This window comes from Paenibacillus sp. J22R232, from assembly GCF_056269165.1.
In genome coordinates this window covers 348,152-364,398 of the sequence record NZ_JBWDNK010000006.1, presented here as the reverse complement: position 1 = coordinate 364,398, position 16,247 = coordinate 348,152, and the positions used below count along the sequence as shown (strand labels likewise).

At 47.7% G+C, this 16,247-nt stretch carries 14 protein-coding genes; 10 read left to right on the top strand and 4 right to left on the bottom strand.

Translation table 11 applies throughout. The annotated features are described in order from the left end of the window. Positions 1-108: 108 nt before the first annotated feature. A complete protein-coding gene (locus tag AC0YN3_RS20310; RefSeq protein ID WP_475776784.1) occupies positions 109-522 on the top strand; it encodes a hypothetical protein in 414 nt (137 codons plus the stop codon). Between the two features lie 170 nt (positions 523-692). Here the strand turns inward: AC0YN3_RS20310 and AC0YN3_RS20305 are convergent, their stop codons facing one another. After that, positions 693-1,052, bottom strand: a complete 360-nt coding sequence (locus tag AC0YN3_RS20305; RefSeq protein WP_475776783.1) for a winged helix-turn-helix transcriptional regulator — start codon at positions 1,050-1,052, stop codon at positions 693-695. A gap of 133 nt (positions 1,053-1,185) precedes the next feature. Here AC0YN3_RS20305 and AC0YN3_RS20300 point away from each other — a divergent pair, with 133 nt between their 5' ends. Further along, positions 1,186-1,818 carry an NAD(P)H-dependent oxidoreductase gene (locus tag AC0YN3_RS20300; RefSeq protein ID WP_475776782.1) on the top strand — a complete coding sequence of 211 codons (633 nt, stop codon included), beginning with the start codon at positions 1,186-1,188 and terminating at the stop codon, positions 1,816-1,818. 123 nt (positions 1,819-1,941) lie between these two features. Here the strand turns inward: AC0YN3_RS20300 and AC0YN3_RS20295 are convergent, their stop codons facing one another. Next, complete coding sequence (locus AC0YN3_RS20295) at positions 1,942-2,493, bottom strand: TetR/AcrR family transcriptional regulator (protein ID WP_475776781.1); 552 nt, start codon at positions 2,491-2,493, stop codon at positions 1,942-1,944. A gap of 147 nt (positions 2,494-2,640) precedes the next feature. Here AC0YN3_RS20295 and AC0YN3_RS20290 point away from each other — a divergent pair, with 147 nt between their 5' ends. Next, the gene (locus AC0YN3_RS20290; protein ID WP_475776780.1) at positions 2,641-3,564 is read left to right on the top strand and encodes a ketopantoate reductase family protein; all 924 of its coding nucleotides are present in this window, start codon (positions 2,641-2,643) and stop codon (positions 3,562-3,564) included. 557 nt (positions 3,565-4,121) lie between these two features. On the opposite strand, the gene melA is transcribed toward AC0YN3_RS20290, so the two are convergent. Further along, positions 4,122-5,504, bottom strand: a complete 1,383-nt coding sequence (melA, locus tag AC0YN3_RS20285; RefSeq protein ID WP_475776779.1) for an alpha-galactosidase — start codon at positions 5,502-5,504, stop codon at positions 4,122-4,124. 144 nt (positions 5,505-5,648) lie between these two features. Next, entirely contained in the window at positions 5,649-6,521 is an 873-nt protein-coding gene (locus tag AC0YN3_RS20280) for a helix-turn-helix domain-containing protein (RefSeq protein ID WP_475776778.1), read from the bottom strand. 147 nt (positions 6,522-6,668) lie between these two features. Between AC0YN3_RS20280 and AC0YN3_RS20275 the strand changes: the two genes are divergently transcribed. From AC0YN3_RS20275 to AC0YN3_RS20245, 7 genes are all read left to right on the top strand, one after another. Beyond that, complete coding sequence (locus tag AC0YN3_RS20275) at positions 6,669-7,628, top strand: acetylxylan esterase (RefSeq protein WP_475776777.1); 960 nt, start codon at positions 6,669-6,671, stop codon at positions 7,626-7,628. Positions 7,629-7,713: 85 nt separating this feature from the next. Then, positions 7,714-9,465 carry a sensor histidine kinase gene (locus AC0YN3_RS20270; RefSeq protein ID WP_475776776.1) on the top strand — a complete coding sequence of 584 codons (1,752 nt, stop codon included), beginning with the start codon at positions 7,714-7,716 and terminating at the stop codon, positions 9,463-9,465. A 2-nt stretch (positions 9,466-9,467) separates the two neighbouring features. Beyond that, a complete protein-coding gene (locus AC0YN3_RS20265) occupies positions 9,468-11,132 on the top strand; it encodes a response regulator (RefSeq protein ID WP_475776775.1) in 1,665 nt (554 codons plus the stop codon). Positions 11,133-11,226: 94 nt separating this feature from the next. Continuing rightward, positions 11,227-12,915, top strand: a complete 1,689-nt coding sequence (locus tag AC0YN3_RS20260) for an extracellular solute-binding protein (protein WP_475776774.1) — start codon at positions 11,227-11,229, stop codon at positions 12,913-12,915. A 92-nt stretch (positions 12,916-13,007) separates the two neighbouring features. Continuing rightward, positions 13,008-13,907, top strand: coding sequence for an ABC transporter permease (locus tag AC0YN3_RS20255; RefSeq protein WP_441943305.1), 900 nt, complete (start codon positions 13,008-13,010; stop codon positions 13,905-13,907). Positions 13,908-13,922: 15 nt separating this feature from the next. Continuing rightward, positions 13,923-14,804: a carbohydrate ABC transporter permease gene (locus AC0YN3_RS20250; RefSeq protein WP_139993401.1), complete on the top strand. Its 882-nt coding sequence runs from the start codon at positions 13,923-13,925 to the stop codon at positions 14,802-14,804. A 1-nt stretch (position 14,805) separates the two neighbouring features. Then, on the top strand, positions 14,806-16,221 hold the full coding sequence (locus AC0YN3_RS20245) for a GH32 C-terminal domain-containing protein (RefSeq protein WP_475776773.1): 1,416 nt from the start codon (positions 14,806-14,808) through the stop codon (positions 16,219-16,221). Positions 16,222-16,247 lie beyond the last annotated feature (26 nt).

Here is a 16,247-nt window from a genome sequence, read left to right as displayed (position 1 = left end):
GTTATTGAGGAAAAAGAGTTAGCTGTTATGGGAGATGGGAGATGCAGCCGGATACTTGGACGAAGGCACCGTTGCATATGACGAAATTTGTAATTAGGAGGTAATGGCATGAATGTGAAATCCGTGCAGTCGGTCAGTGATTATTTCAAAGCGATGCAGCAAAGCAAGGACGCACGCGCGACGAAGGATCAGTCGCAGTTGACAACTATTCGAAATATTCTCATGCAGGGCAAGAAGCTGCGCACTGACGAAATGGACTACTTACAACGACATGATCCCAGTCTATATGATCAAGCGATAAGCCTCTCGATGGAACGCCAAGCGTATGAGAACGCATTGCAGTATAGTCGTAGCAAAGCGGATGCGAACTATTATAAAACGTACAAGCTAATGCAAATTGCCGGGCAACTGAAGCAGGGGTGTTCCGAGGAGCTGATGATGCGATCGAACTCGATTCAGGAAGCCCATCGCGAGTTCATACGATCGAGCAAGTATGCCTCACTGAGGTCAGACGGGGCTTAACCGTACCCTAAATAAAGGCAAGTTTTATTGCGGAGAATCTCGAAGGAGCCTTCAAAAGTAGGGGTTTCTTTATATTCTGGCATGCTGCGGTGCCAGAAATGCCTCGTAATCACTTTCGTTATATTTTGTAACTCGGTACAGAATGAAACGGACTAGCGTAATATCAAACGCTAGTCCGTTTTTGTTTGTTCATTTTTATTCTTTATAAGCTGCTTGCGCTCGATATGGGCCACTCCCCATTGATGTAAGGTTTCCAGCACCGGAGACAAGCTCATGCCGTATTCCGTGATGGAGTATTCCACTTTCGGCGGGATTTGCGGATAAATCACTCGTTTAACGATCTCTTCCTCCTCCAATTCGCGCAGATGGAGCGTAAGCATCCTTTGCGTGATATCGGGCAGCAATCTTCTTAGCTCATTGAACCGCAAGGGTTTGCCTTGAAGCAAATGATAAAGGATAATCGGCTTCCATTTGCCGACAATCGAATCCAGCGCCGCAACGAATTGACATTGGACGGGGTTCTTTTGCATACGTTTGCCTCCATAACAGTACCTTTTTTAATACTATACCACATTATTGTGCCTACTTACTATAAGTGAGTATATAGTATATGATCAGCCTTGAAAGTGTACTTAATCTAATTACAGAAAGGAAGTTTTGATTATGGCAACTGTACTGTACATCACCGCGCACCCCCTTGATCCTCATGAATCTTTTAGCCTCACGGTAGGCAAAGAATTTATTGAAGCGTACCATGAGAAAAACCCAACTGATGAAGTTGTTTATTTGGATTTGTACAAGGAGGATATTCCACAATTTGATGCCGATGTTTTACGCGGTTGGGGAAAACTTCGATCGGGTTCGTCTTTCGAGCAACTGTCTGATACCGAAAAATCAAAAGTAGCTCGTCTTGAGGCGATTGTTGAGCAATTCGTGGCTGCCGATAAGTACGTGTATGTTTCCCCTATGTGGAATTTTTCGATCCCACCTGTTTTGAAAGCATACACGGATGCGACTTCAATTCCAGGCAAAACGTTCAAATATACCCCAAATGGTCCTATAGGTCTGCTGACCGGCAAGAAAGCCTTACACATTCAAGCTAGTGGTTCCGTTTATTCGGAAGGTCCTCTTGCTCCAATTGAGATGGGATACAGCTATCTTTCTAAGGTTTTACAGTTCTATGGGATTCAATCTATTGATGCAATTTTTGTTGAAGGGACGGCATCATTAGAGCGAGCTCCAGCTATTAAAGAAAAAGCAATTGCGCAAGCTAAAGAATTTGCCAAACGTTTTTGATAAATGGACATCGTTCCTGCCCCCCAAAAAATTGTGAAGTAATGCTTCGAGGTTGATTCTGATTCCTGAATAAAACGCTTTTTTATTGTTATACAACATATGGATTTGGTTTGAATGACAGACTCATTCTTTAAAATAGGGCGTAATTCCTCTTGAATAGAGGCTCTCCACTAACTTGAAGAATTCTTCTGACGATAAATCCTTTTGACGCTGGAGCCAAAGACGAAATAAAGAAAGGGAAGTTGTCAGGTAAAACTCAATGAAGTATGGCGTTAAGGAATGGTTTGGCGGAACGTTTAATGCTAATTGAGCCAAAGTGATTTCTTTTTTTAAGCGTTTTAAAAAACGGGCACTTCCATAATCACCCAAGAGGGCGTTAAGAACCAGAAGATGTTCTCTTTTGTCCAGACAATAGAGCGTTTCTTGGACCGTATGCATCGATAGCTCTTTATTCGCCAATTCTTTTTTCATGTCATTCAATAAGTCATTTTCAACAGAGTCTAACAATTCGTAAATGTCAGTAAAGTATTGATAAAAGGTGCTGCGGTTATATCCTGACTTATTCGTAATTTCCCGGACCGAAATTTTCTCGATGGGCTTTTGGCTATATAACTCACAAAAAACTTCAACAAACGTTTGTCTTGTTTTCTCCGTTATTTGGGGTTGCTTATTCATGTGTCCCTCCTACTGGCGAATAAGAATATCATCCGACAAATCATAAAAAACTGATGGTTGATCAAGGAATAATAAAAATCTATAATCACATCATACAACATGTTGTCGGATGATAAAAAGAAAATGCAATCAGTAGGGGTGGTTTTAATGTCCGCAAAACAAGATAGAATTTTAATTTTTGGTGCAGGCGTCATCGGGAGCATGTACGCAATTAAGCTTATTGAAGCAGGGTTTGACGTTAGCCTGTTTGCACATTCTAATAGATTTAAATCATTAAGAGAAAACGGCCTGCAATATATAGAAAAAGGTACAGTTAGATCGCTGCAAGTGAATGTCATTGACACGCTTGAAAATGACGATGTATACGATTTCATTTTCGTTACCGTACGTTATGATCGGTCCGAATCAGCGTTGTTAGCGCTAAAAGATAATCAAAGCAAAAATATAGTTACGATGACTAGTAATTCAATTGGATTTTCTTCGTGGCTGGGTATCGTAGGGGATAGGCTTTTACCCGCTTTTCCCGGCTTCGGCGGACAAATTAAAGATGGAGTATTGCATGCTCGATTTCTGCCTAAGATTATAGCGGCAACTGCATTTGGAGAAATTAATGGCGTAGTGACAGAACGCATAGAAAACCTCGCAAAATTATTTAATGCAGCAAAGCTTCCCTATGCTATTAAAAAGGATATGCAAGCGTATCTCATCACACATTCCGTATCAGACATTGCCATGTTGAGCGTTTTGCATGCTGAGAATAACATAATTGACAAAAAAACAGCCAGAACAAGAAAGACGGCACGCAAAATAACAGCCACTTTAAAATCGCATCTAAGGGCAATACAAAAAGCTGGCGTTTCCATTGATCCACCAATGCTTAAAATGGTGATTAAATTACCAAGCTTATTTTTGGATCTTTTCTTTATGACATGGCTGCGAACCAAAATGGTTAGGGATATGATGTTGCCGGATTATGCGAATAATGCTAACAATGAGATCGTGCAGCTGAGTAATGATTTAATAAGATTTTTAAGTCAAAATGAAATCAAATCGGAGATACATGTTCAGTAATTTTTGTTGAAATATTATGGTGACTTTTAAAATGTTTTCACTCCCTCAGTACAATGCAGTTGTTTCACGAATGATAGGAAGCAAAATGAGTTTTTTAATCTATCGTGAAAAAAATTTGAAAGTATAGCGGAAAGTAGACAAAGGATTTTAGCATGAAAGGGGCTGGCTCAAAAGGGAAGGGGCGCCCTGAAGAAGCAGCTCGCACAATCGGAAATAAGAAAAAATTCGCATTAAACAAGCGTTGCAGAGGGCTATTCTGCAACGCTTGTTTTTGATTTTGGTCTCTTGCTGCTTTCTTGAGCAAATTTAATTAAACGGAGCATTTAAATGATTCTGGAGAAGCGTCAGCGTTCGTTTTTGCTCAGGGATTCTAACTTCTCCTCGTTGATTCAAAGGAATCCCTGAGCAATGGCGATCGGAAGAACATTTAAATGTGCAGTTTATGCGTAGTTTGTCGTTAAGCCTGAATAACAAAGAGATTACGTCGTCAAACTACTGACTTATGGGAGAGCCCCTTTTTTAGGCTGGATATCAAATATAAAGCATTAGGTTAGAACCTAAACGAATGATTTATTAAGGGTTTGCGGCTGAGGAAGGTCAGCCCAGGTGCGGTTTTCGCCATTGAACTGGGGCAGCCAGGGTGCAAGTGCATCCAGCATTTCGTCAACCATGCTCCATACCTGCTCGGTGCTGCAGATTGCTGCCGTTAACGGATCGTGCAGAACGGCCTGCTTCACCAGTTCGCGATTGCCGGTTAGGGCTGCTTCTACGGCCATTTCCTGAACGCTGATACTGGCACGGCAGGTAGCCGCGCAAGCAAGCGGGAGATCTCCGATCCAGGTAGGGGCAATTCCGTTCCGGTCTACGTAGCACGGGATTTCAATCGTACTATGATCCGGCAGGTTAGTGATCAGTCCCTTATTCTCAATGTTAAAGTTGCCACGGTATACCCGGCCGGTCTCCAGTGCCTCGATAATGTATGAACCGTGTTCTTCCGAACGCTGCCCGAGCGGAATAGACTCCAATTCCCCGCTTAACCACTTCGGATACATCGCTTTGTAATCCTCCAGACGGGTCCGGCAATGCTCCAAATATCCTGCGGTCACCCCGCCAATCCATTCTTTGTCGTTAATCCACTTGTCCATGTCCGCCGATTTCTTGCGGTACCATGGCAAATATTCGCTTAAATGCCCGTTTGATTCGGTGGAATAATAGCCGAACCGTCTTAGGACGTCTATACGACAGGGTTCGGTTTCCGGAAGTGTCGGATGGTTCTCGAACGCTTCGAGCAGCCTTGGCAGCATATCTTGCCCCTTATGGGTAAGTTTAACGAACCATGTCTGATGGTTGATGCCGGCGCAAACCTGATCCAGTTCTTCCTGCGGTAGCCCCAGCGCTTCGGCGATTTGTTCATGGCCGTGCTGCACGCCATGGCATAAACCTACGACTCGGACACCGCCCGCGCGGCGAACGGCCCAGGTGTTCATGGCCATCGGATTCGAGTAATTGAGCAGCAGCGCATCGGGAGCCAGCTCTCGCATGTCACGGGCAATGTCAAGCAGTACCGGAATCGTACGGAGGGCAAAGAAGATGCCTCCAGGTCCCAAGGTATCCCCTACGCATTGCTCGACGCCGTATTTTAAAGGAATTTCAATATCGTGCCGGTAAGCTTCAAGCCCCCCAACGCGGGCTAGGCAAATGACATAATCAGCGTCTTTAATCGCTTCTCTCTGGTCAAGCGTAGGCACAAGGGTAACCGCTTTCAGCCCATTAATATCGAGCATATGCCGACTGAGCGTGGTCACCATGTCTAGATTTTCCTTATCAATGTCCATTAGCCGGAATTCCGTATCACGGAACTCCGGAACGGCCATGAGATCCATAATTAGTCTGCGGGTAAAGCCGATACTGCCTGCGCCAATCATTGCTATTTTTAACATTTGCAAACACCTCCGTATAAAATAATTGCTCTATAATTCCTTTCGGGAATAATCATAGATCCATATATGAAGGGAGTAAATAGCAATATCTTTTCACCATAGTCTAACAATATTGCTCATCAATCAGAGAGTGTGCCATTCCAATCAATCGATGAAAAGATGGTTAGCCGGAATGTCGTCGTCCGTGTTTTCCCGGAATTGCTGCGGAGAATCTCCCATCATCCTGCGGAATACTTTGCCGAAATAGCTGCTGTTATCGAATCCGGTGGCGGCGGCAATCGAAGCTACGGATTGATTCGTTTGACGAAGCAGCTTGGAGGCTTCCTCAATGCGAATTTTGGTCAGTTGGTGAATAGGGGTCACGCCGGTGCTTTTGACAAAAAGTCTGCAAAAGTGATATTTGGAGGTGCCCGCCGCCTCTGCGATTTCTTCCAGCGTAAGGAACCTGTGATATTGGCCTTCCATAAATTTTATTGCTGCGGTTACCGAAGCGGGAATGGGTTGACCAGCTTCAGGTTTGCCATCGATGATTCGGTGGCAGGCGACAATCCATTCATAGAGGCGGACGGAGATGTCGTATTTATCCTGCAGCGTCTTCTCGTTGGCGCTCTGCATCATCTCCCATAGCATAGCGATCGGCTGGGCATTCGGTTTTAAGGAAATGACAGGACCATTGGTCTCGATGATTTCGTTCCAATGGGCAAAAACATGGGAGCCTGCCGCGGTTAAAAAGATGAATTCCCAGGGGGTTTTGGAATCCGAACGGTAATAGTACTGATGATTGCCTGGGATCCGGACAAAAAAACCGTGGTTTTTAGGTACGGTGTAATGTTTGCCGTCGTATACCAAGTGTCCTTCACCCGAGAGCGTATATTGAAAAACCACAAACTTATCGTCCCGCGCCATTCCGTTCCAGCTGTAGCTTTCGTTCACGGTGCTTTCCCAGCCGATCGTTCGAATAGCCATTAAAGGATTGGATTGATCCGAATATCGAAATCCGTAGTTTGTCCTAAGCAAAATAATACTACCTCCTACTCAATATTTTTCTATTGAATTCAGCCCTGATATGCCGTAAATTCGGAATGAAGATGAAAGTTGATTGTTAATATTGTACTACACGAATCATATGAATGCGTTTAAAAAATTTCAGAGGTGATGATAGACATGCCGTTTATTGATATGCCGCTCGATCAATTGAAGACCTATGTAGGGAGTAATCCGCGCCCTTCGGATTTTAACGTATATTGGGATAATGCGCTTAAGGAGATGAGAGAGCTGGATCCGCAGCTCGAGCTCGTGGAAAGCGAGTTTCAGGTTCCGTATGCCGACTGCTTTCACCTTTATTTCACGGGTGCGGGAGGGGCTCGGATTCATGCCAAATACGTAAGGCCAAAGCATGCGGTTAAGCCTCATCCCGCGATTTTGCAATTTCACGGCTACGCGCATCATTCCGGCGATTGGGCGGATAAACTCATTTACGCGTCCCTAGGCTTTTCCATCGTAGCAATGGATTGCAGGGGACAAGGCGGGCTGTCTGAGGATATAGGAGGCGTGAAGGGAACGACCTATAAGGGACATCTCATTCGCGGATTGGATGATCATCCCGACAGGTTGCTGTTCCGTGATATCTACCTCGATACGGCCCAATTGGCCGGTATCGTCATGGCGTTGCCGGAAGTAGATGCGAGCCGTGTTGGCGCGACCGGAGGTTCGCAAGGCGGCGGGCTTGCGCTGGCATGCGGAGCGCTGGAGCCCAGGTTGAATCGGATTGCAGCTAGCGTACCGTTTTTGAGCGATTACAAGCGGGTGTGGGAAATGGATCTGGCAAGGGATGCTTATGAGGAAATAAGAACCTTTTTCCGTCATCACGACCCTCAGCATCACAGGGAAGAAGAAATATTTACGAGACTTGGCTACATTGATGTCCAGCATTTGGCGGAGCGAATCCGTGGCGAGGTTATGATGGGCGTCGGTCTGCTGGATACGGTATGCCCTCCTTCTACACAGTTCGCTGCTTACAATAAGATTGTCTCAAAAAAGCAATTGGAGATTTATCCGGATTTCGTGCATGAGCGGTTACCCGGCTTCGAGGATCAAGTGATCCGTTTTATGCTTGAGATGTAAGAGAGGCTTATTGCCTCTCTTTTTGTTGTCTGACGGAAGACGGACGAGGTATGATTTAGTTAGCGAACTACGAGGGGGAAACCTGATGATAAAATTAATGAAATCGCTTACAATTTATCCGAAGCTCGTCTTGTCCTTTTTGCTTATGATCATTCCCATCTACGTTTCCAGCCTGTTGATGAATCAATCCGGCCAAGACGTCGTTCAGAAACAAATATCCGAGTCAATGGCCTCTCGCGTCCACTTTTACATGACATCACTTGAAACCGAGCTGGCTCGGCTGACGAGGCTAAAGCTGGAATATGTGAACGACGATGACTTGTTGACGCTGGGGACGGTAGCGGAAAGGCTGAATGATTTTGAACGTTCCCGTACGATACTAGCGGTGAAAAACAAACTCTACTTGCTCAAAAGCTCCAGCCCGTTCGTGAAGAACGTGCAGCTCTATATACCGGCGCTGGGTAGGAGCATAAATGCGAACAATTACGATGACACGATTCCGGAGGAAGAACTGAATGCCATCCTCGATCCGGTCAATATGAACTCCCCGATCTTCAGCCTACAGAACAAACTGCTTCTAAGCGGAGTATATCCGGATGCGGTATACGTGAATCGACAGCCTGTATTGGCCATGGAGATCGAGCTTTCCTTGCCAGAGATTGAACGCACGCTCGCCAGCATGGCTGGCGGCGAGCAAGGCGGAGGAGCAGCGTGGGTGAACGCTGATCTGAGGTGGCAAGTTTCCTCCGGCATCGAGGGGAAGCTGCTGGAGGAGTTTACCGGTACGCTGCGTTCACAGCATGAAGAAGTACAGAATGAACCAGGGCAATTCATGTTGGACTTGAATGGCATCTCTTATTTCGTCGCGCATGAGTATTCATCGGTGCTGGATACGACGCTTGCTGTATTCGTTCCGGCGAAGACGGTACTTCAGCCGCTAAACAAGCATCGCGACTGGATATGGATTGTCTCTTTCGTTTCCCTGCTGTTAACCGTTATTTTCTCGTATTGGATACACAGGCTTATTCATAAGCCCATCAAGCGGCTGATCGGTTCATTTCGTAGGGTGGAGAAAGGCGACCTAAGCGTGAGGATCTATCATCGGAACCAAGACGAGTTTCATTATTTGTACAATCAATACAACAATATGCTTGAGCGCATACAAGTGTTGGTTCATGAGGTATATGAGCAGCAAATCCGGTCCCAGCAGTCCGAGCTCAAGCAGCTGCAATCGCAGATTAATCCTCATTTTTTTTATAATAGTTTCTTTATTCTGCAGGGGCTCGTGAGGATGAGGGAACATGAGCTGGCGGATCGGATGTTCCATCATCTGGGCAGCTACTTTCAGTTCATTACCCGCAGCGGGGCGGAAAGTGTTGCGCTCATGACGGAGATGAAGCATGCCGTATCCTATGTTGAAATTCAAAAGATTCGCTTCTCCGGCACGGTTGAGGTCGAGCTTGGCGAGGTTCCGGAAGCTTGGGAGAGGGTCATGGTTCCGCGCTTAATCGTGCAGCCATTAATTGAAAATGCTTATATGTATGGGCTCGAGAACAAGCTCAGCGGCGGGAAGCTGCGAATTCGGTTTCGCGAAGCCACGGAAATTGAACTGCATATCGAAGTGGAGGATAACGGCGATGCACTTGACGAGGAACAATTGTTTCGTTTGCAGAGATCACTAGCTTCCTCGGAACGTGCCATGGAGACGACCGGAATACTTAACGTGCATCGCAGGCTGCAATTGAAATTCGGCCAAAATAGCGGTTTAAGCGTTTCGCGAAGCGAGTTGGGCGGACTAAAGACGCAGATCATCATACGTAGGATGAAGGAGGATTGAACATGATTAGGCTGCTAATTGTCGATAACGAGCGATTGATCGTAGAGAGTCTGCTGGATTTGTTCAGCCAGTCAGGCAAGTTGGAAATGGAGGTGTTCGGTGCTTATTCCGGCGCAGAAGCTATGGATGTGCTCGGCCGAATGAAAGTGGATATCGTTCTTTCTGATATTCGAATGCCGGGAATGGATGGCCTCGAGCTGCAAAAGGAAATTATCAGGCAATGGCCGTGGTGCAAAATCATATTTTTGAGCGGTTATGATGACTTTGAATATATTCAACAGGTGCTGCGCAACGGCGGAGTGGACTATCTTCTGAAAACGGAAGGCCATGATGCCATTCTGCGGTCGGTGGAGCAGGCTGCTGCCCAATTGTTTGAGGCAGTGGAATCCAAGCAGTTGATTCGCAATGCTGAGCTCCAATTAAAACTTGCGAGGCCGCTGCTGCTGAACGGCTACATGCTGGACGTCATGCAAGGAGATGCGGATTCGCTTAGGAAACTGGAGCAAAGGTTCGTAGAGCTTCAAATCCCGCTTGGCGCGAAGGGCAAGGTGCTGTTAGTTATCGGACGGGTAGACGACTGGCGTGATGAGTTTAGCAATGGGGATCGGGATCTTATGCTGTATGCGATCCAGAACATAGCCGAAGAATATTTTGGGAAATCGGCAAATGGCTTAACGGTGAGTTACGAGAGAAACAAGCTGCTCTTCATTATTCAACCGCAGGCCCAAGGCGAAGCAGAGAATTGGACGGTCCGGTTCGTCCAAGGCACAATAGAGACGATTCAAATGGCTTGCAAGCAGCTGCTTAAGCTTTGCGTGTCATTTGCAGCGGCTGGAGAAATGAGGTCGTGGGAACAAGCCCCTGAGCAGTTCAGTGCTTTGAAACGGTTGCTCGGCCGGGGGCTAGGCATGGGCAAAGAGCTGATTTTATTGGATGGGCAAGGCTCCAAAGGGGGAGATCCGGAAACGGAGGTCCAAACCCATGAAGTCCGCAGCCAGCTGGAGAAGCTGGGTACATTAGCGGTGTATTTGGAAAACGGGCAAAGACAACATTTCCACACCGAGTACAGCAAACTAATGGGATTGGTTCGAGGAGCCATGAAAACGGATGACCATCTAAAGCTGGAAATTTATTACTCACTCGTTTCTCTCTTCCTGTCCTATATGAACCGCTGGGGATTGCATGCCGAAATAAGCAAGGCGATGGATATGAGCAAGCTGGCAAGGTACGATGCGCACCGCTCATGGGACGAAGCGGATGACTATCTGTCGCTGCTGTCAGAACGATTATTCGAGCAGAAGCATAACGACCAGATTTACCGGGAAGACGATTTGATCAAGCATGTCCAATTGTACGTGGAGCATAATCTCGCAGGTGATTTGTCTTTAACCCGTATTGGCGAGGTCGTGGGCTACAATCCTTATTATTTAACGAGGCTATATAAACGAATCACGAACGAATCGCTGACCGATTTCATAACGGATGCTCGGTTGGCGAGGGCGCAAAAGCTGCTAGCGCAAGGGCAGATGATCGTTCAGGATATTTCCAAAGCGATCGGCTTCATGACGGAGCAATCCTTCTACCGTTTTTTTAAGAAAGAAACGAATTTGACTCCCCAGGAGTATAGGGACCGGCATGAGATATCCAAAAAGGATAATCGAAAGTGAAAATCGGCGAGTAGAGAGCACGGATTTGAAGCGCCTATAATTAGGCTAGCAGAGCGGGATGAAGCATCTGTATACGATCATAGGGGGTAAGCATATGAAACAAAAGAGCTTTAGTATGCTGTTGACAAGCGTGCTGGTGTTTACGCTTGTTCTTACGGCCTGCAGTAACGGAGCGAATGAAAAGCCGGTGAACACGGACGGAACGTCGCAGCCGGGTGAGTCCCAGGGAGAATCACTGGAAAAAGGAGATCCGTTCGAGAAATACGATCCGCCTGTGGAGCTTCATATCGCACGTCCAGTGGATCAAACGTGGACGTATCCGCAAGGCGACAGCATCGACAATAACGTTTGGTACCGGGAGTATGAGAGTCTGCTTGGCATAAAGGTTGTGCATGACTGGACGGCTCTAGCCAGTGAATATAACCGAAAGCTGAACGTGTCGATCGCATCGGGGAGCTTGCCGGAGGTGTTCTCTGTATCAGCGAGCCAACTGAAGCAGCTGGCGGACGCAGGACAATTGGAAGATTTGACGGGAGCTTATGAGAAGTATGCTTCCGACCATACGAAGGAGCTTCAAATGGGAGATGGAGGCGCTGCGCTCGCTTCTGCTACGTTCGGAGGAAAACTGCTTGCCATTCCGGTCGTAAATGCCCCGATCTATGAGCCGAACCTGCTGTGGGTACGAACGGATTGGTTAGAAAAACTGAACTTGCCTGAGCCCAAAACGATTGAGGATGTATTTGCAATATCGGAAGCGTTTACAAATAAGGATCCGGACGGGAATAGCAAGAATGATACGTTTGGCATAGCGATTAACAATTATTTGTACGGCCCGATTACGTCCATTACCGGGTTCTCCAACGCCTATCATGCCTATCCCCAAACCTGGGTAAAGGACGACAGCGGCAAGGTGAACTATGGCTCCGTTCAGCCGGAGATGAAGCAAGCGCTTGCCAAGCTGCAGGAGATGTATAAAGGCGGGCAGCTGGATCGGGAATTCGGCGTAAAGGACGGCAACAAAGTGGCAGAAGACATTGCCGCCAACAAGTTCGGCATGGCATTTGGAGCCAACTGGAATCCGTATGTGTTCTACGATGCCGTTAAGAAAAACCCGGGCATGGAATGGAAACCATATCCTGTGCCATCAATAGACGAAAAGCCGACGAAGGCAAGCGCAGGATTCTCGGCCAGCGGATATGTCGTCGTACGCAAAGGGTTCAAGCACCCGGAAGCGGTCGTCAAAATGCTGAACCTGCACGAAGAAGTCGTTCATGGCTCGAGAAGGAACGAAGGCCAATTTATTACGGTTGAAGAGGGCGGGGAACGAATCAACACCTCTAGGCTCTCGATCGTTCAATCGGGCGTGTCCAATCAAGGCGTGCTGGATTCACTCGCGCTGCTGCGTGAAGCCATCAAAAACGAGGACGAGAGCCTGCTGAAAGATGCGCTGACGGAAACGGATAAATACGGTCCTACCGTTGATTATGTGAAGACCGGCAATATGGAAAATTGGGCAGTTGCGCACCAATACTTCGGCTTTGAGGCCACTATGGATAACTATACCGGCGATAGACTGCTGATGACGGCTTTCGGAGGGCAGACGCAGACCATGACGGATAAGTGGGCTACGCTCGACAAGCTGGAGAAAGAAACGTTTACCAAAATCATTATGGGAGCTGCATCGGTTGATGAATTTGATACCTTCGTCGAGGACTGGAACAAGCTTGGCGGAGAGCAGATTCTGCAAGAAATAAATGACTGGTTATCCTCTCAGAAGCAATAAGCAGGAGAAATAGATTGAAGTTTGGCGAAGGGGAAGATGGAGGATTGTCATCCTCCCCTTCAAACGTTTGGAAGGGTGGTGCACAGAGAGAAATGAAAGCTGCGAAATGGATGCGGGAGCTGCCGTTGCATCTGCTGCTGTTGCCGGGGCTTGTCCTGGTTCTTATTTATTGTTATGTCCCCATGCTGGGGGTAGTTATCGCTTTCCAAAAGTTTACGATATTCAGCGGTTGGTTCGGTTCTCCTTGGATCGGATTTGACAATTTTAAATTTGTGCTGGATATGCCGAACACGGGGCAAGTGGTATGGAATACGATTTTCATCGCCTGTATGAAGATCATTGCAGGATTATTCGTGCCGATACTCATTGCGATATTGTTAAATGAAGTTACCCGCTCATCCATTAAACGGGGGGTACAAACGCTGATCTATCTGCCCCATTTCTTATCATGGGTCATTCTCGGAGGCATTCTGATCGATCTGTTGTCACCGTCAGAAGGAATCGTGAACGCGCTCCTGGGCAAGCTCGGAGTAGAACCTATATTCTTTCTGGCAGATAACCGTTGGTTTCCGGCGGTGCTCATTTTCTCAGACGTATGGAAGGAGTTTGGCTTCAGTACCATTGTGTATTTAGCGGCGATTACGAGCGTTAATCCTACGCTCTACGAAGCAGCCGTCATGGATGGAGCGAACAGATGGAAGCAGACCCTGCATATTACGCTGCCCGGCATGATGCCGATTATCGTCCTAATGGTGACCCTGAGCCTTGGAAATGTGCTGAATGCGGGGTTTGACCAAGTATTCAATCTTTCTAATCCGCTCGTATACGAGAGCGGCGATATTTTGGATACGATGATCTACCGGATCGCGTTTAACGATGCGCAGTACGGAGTAGCAACGGCTGTAGGCTTGTTTAAGTCCGTCGTTTCCTTTCTGCTGATTTCGGTGTCCTACTGGCTGGCTTACCGGTTCGCGAATTACCGAATTTTCTAGAGAGGAGAGACTAACGTGCAGCATATTTCCTGGAGCAGACGCCTGTTCCTGGCCGTAAATTCATCGTTTCTGATTTTTTTGGCTTTCCTATGTTTTCTTCCGTTGATTCACGTGATGGCGGTTTCCTTTAGCGACAGCGCCGCGGTAGCTGCCGGACAGGTGACCTTCTGGCCGGTCGACTTCTCGCTTAAGTCTTACGATTTCATTATAAGCCGGCCGGAATTTATCCGTTCGCTTGGTATCACCGTCGAGAGAGTGGTGCTTGGCACCTTTATTAATATGATGCTGACGATCATGATCGCCTATCCCTTGTCCAAGGAAGCGAGGTCGTTCCGCTTCCGTACGGGCTACGTCTGGATTTTCGTATTTACGATTCTGTTCAGTGGCGGCCTGGTACCTTGGTATATGACCATCAAAAATACAGGGCTGCTGGATTCGATCTGGGCGCTCGTCATTCCTGGCGCCGTTCCCGTGTTCAACGTCATTCTGCTGCTTAACTTTTTCCGTGGGCTTCCCAAAGAGCTTGAGGAATCCTGCTTTATAGACGGAGCGGGACATGTAAGAACCTTGTGGAGCATCTATGTGCCTTTGTCCCTGCCCGGGCTTGCGACCGTTGGGTTGTTTACGATCGTCGGGCATTGGAATGGTTGGTTCGACGGCCTTATTCTCATGAATAAACCGGAGCATTACCCCTTATCGTCCTATTTGCAAACGATCATTATCAATTTCGATTTCTCGCAGGTGAAGCAGGAGGATATCCACAAGCTGTCGCAAATATCCACGCGCACATCCAAGGCAGCGCAAATTATTGTAGGTGCCCTGCCGATTTTGCTGGTTTACCCTTTTTTGCAAAAGTATTTTGTCAAAGGAATCGTGTTAGGGAGCGTGAAGGAATAGGATGGGTAATTTCTTTTATAAACCGGAGGATGGCTGGCTGGCTGATGTCATACCGTTTCATGAAGACGGGGAGTTCAAGCTGCTTTATTTGAAGGATTGGCGGGATAAGGAAACGTTTGGCGAAGGCACGCCTTGGTTTCTGATTGGTACGAAGGATTTTGTCACCTATACGGAGTATGGCGAGGTGCTTCCAAGAGGAGGGGAAACGGAGCAGGACCTTTATATCTATACGGGATGTTTGCTGAAAGTCGGCGAATTATACCATATTTTCTATACCGGCAACAACTTTCATTATCCGGCTCAAGGCAAGAAGCAGCAGGCGGTTATGCATGCGGTCAGCAGCGATATGTTGCATTGGGAAAAAATACCCGAAGATGCTTTTTATGCGCCTGCCGACCGGTATGAGGAGCATGATTGGCGAGATCCGTTCGTGTTCTGGAACGAAGAAGCAGGTGAATATTGGATGCTGCTGGCCGCCCGGTTAAAGGAGGGGCCTTCCAAACGCCGCGGCTGCGTTGCTTTATGCGCCTCGAAGGATCTGAAGAGCTGGGAGGTTAGGGAGCCGTTCTGGGCTCCTTACTTGTACACAACTCACGAATGCCCGGATCTGTTCAAGATCGGGAAATGGTGGTATCTGGTCTATTCCACATTCTCCGACCGGACGGTGACCCATTACCGCATGAGCGAGTCGCTGCAGGGCCCATGGATTGCGCCAGAGAACGATGGCTTAGACACTCGGGCCTTCTACGCGGCTAAGACGTGGACGGACGGAGACCGGAGATACGCATTCGGATGGAATCCGACGAGAGAAGGGGAGAATGATAGCGGGACTTGGCAGTGGGGAGGCAGTCTTGTCGTTCACGAAATCGTTCAGCAAGGCGACGGAACCTTGCTGGTAAAGGTGCCTGAAACCGTAAATGCGGCATGGACCCGTGAGCGGCCATTCTCTTTCTCGGAAGCGCTTGGGTGCTGGGAGTTGAATGGGGAAAGAGCCGCTGCCGAGGCAGCGGACTCCTTTGCCTGTGCCTATGCAGGGATTCTGCCGACGCAATGCAAACTCACGGTGAATGTTGCATTTGGCGCGAACACACGCGGCTGCGGAGTTATTTTGCGAGCGGACGAACAGCTGGAGCAGGGGTATATGATTCGGCTGGAGCCGGGAAGAAACCGGATTGTGCTGGATCAGTGGCCAAGAAAGGGGGATGTCCCTTACGTCGTAGGCATGGAAAGGCCGGTGGAGCTCGTGCCGGGCACCGATTACGAACTTCGCGTGTTTCTTGACGGAACGGTGTGCGTGGTTTACGTGAACGATGCGATTGCTTTGAGTACGCGGTTATATGATTGTCAGAAAGGGGGGTGGGGAGTATTCGTTAGCGAGGGAAGCGCTAGCTTCCAGACAAGGTTGCTTGAGGCTTAACCACGGAGAAGCAGGTATCAGGAGAG

Coding starts and splice junctions, on each gene's coding strand:
- AC0YN3_RS20310 (WP_475776784.1), top strand. CDS start 109: ATGAATGTGAAATCCGTGCAGTCGGTCAGTGATTATTTCAAAGCGATG.
- AC0YN3_RS20305 (WP_475776783.1), bottom strand. CDS start 1,052: ATGCAAAAGAACCCCGTCCAATGTCAATTCGTTGCGGCGCTGGATTCG.
- AC0YN3_RS20300 (WP_475776782.1), top strand. CDS start 1,186: ATGGCAACTGTACTGTACATCACCGCGCACCCCCTTGATCCTCATGAA.
- AC0YN3_RS20295 (WP_475776781.1), bottom strand. CDS start 2,493: ATGAATAAGCAACCCCAAATAACGGAGAAAACAAGACAAACGTTTGTT.
- AC0YN3_RS20290 (WP_475776780.1), top strand. CDS start 2,641: ATGTCCGCAAAACAAGATAGAATTTTAATTTTTGGTGCAGGCGTCATC.
- melA (WP_475776779.1), bottom strand. CDS start 5,504: ATGTTAAAAATAGCAATGATTGGCGCAGGCAGTATCGGCTTTACCCGC.
- AC0YN3_RS20275 (WP_475776777.1), top strand. CDS start 6,669: ATGCCGTTTATTGATATGCCGCTCGATCAATTGAAGACCTATGTAGGG.
- AC0YN3_RS20270 (WP_475776776.1), top strand. CDS start 7,714: ATGATAAAATTAATGAAATCGCTTACAATTTATCCGAAGCTCGTCTTG.
- AC0YN3_RS20265 (WP_475776775.1), top strand. CDS start 9,468: ATGATTAGGCTGCTAATTGTCGATAACGAGCGATTGATCGTAGAGAGT.
- AC0YN3_RS20260 (WP_475776774.1), top strand. CDS start 11,227: ATGAAACAAAAGAGCTTTAGTATGCTGTTGACAAGCGTGCTGGTGTTT.
- AC0YN3_RS20255 (WP_441943305.1), top strand. CDS start 13,008: ATGAAAGCTGCGAAATGGATGCGGGAGCTGCCGTTGCATCTGCTGCTG.
- AC0YN3_RS20245 (WP_475776773.1), top strand. CDS start 14,806: ATGGGTAATTTCTTTTATAAACCGGAGGATGGCTGGCTGGCTGATGTC.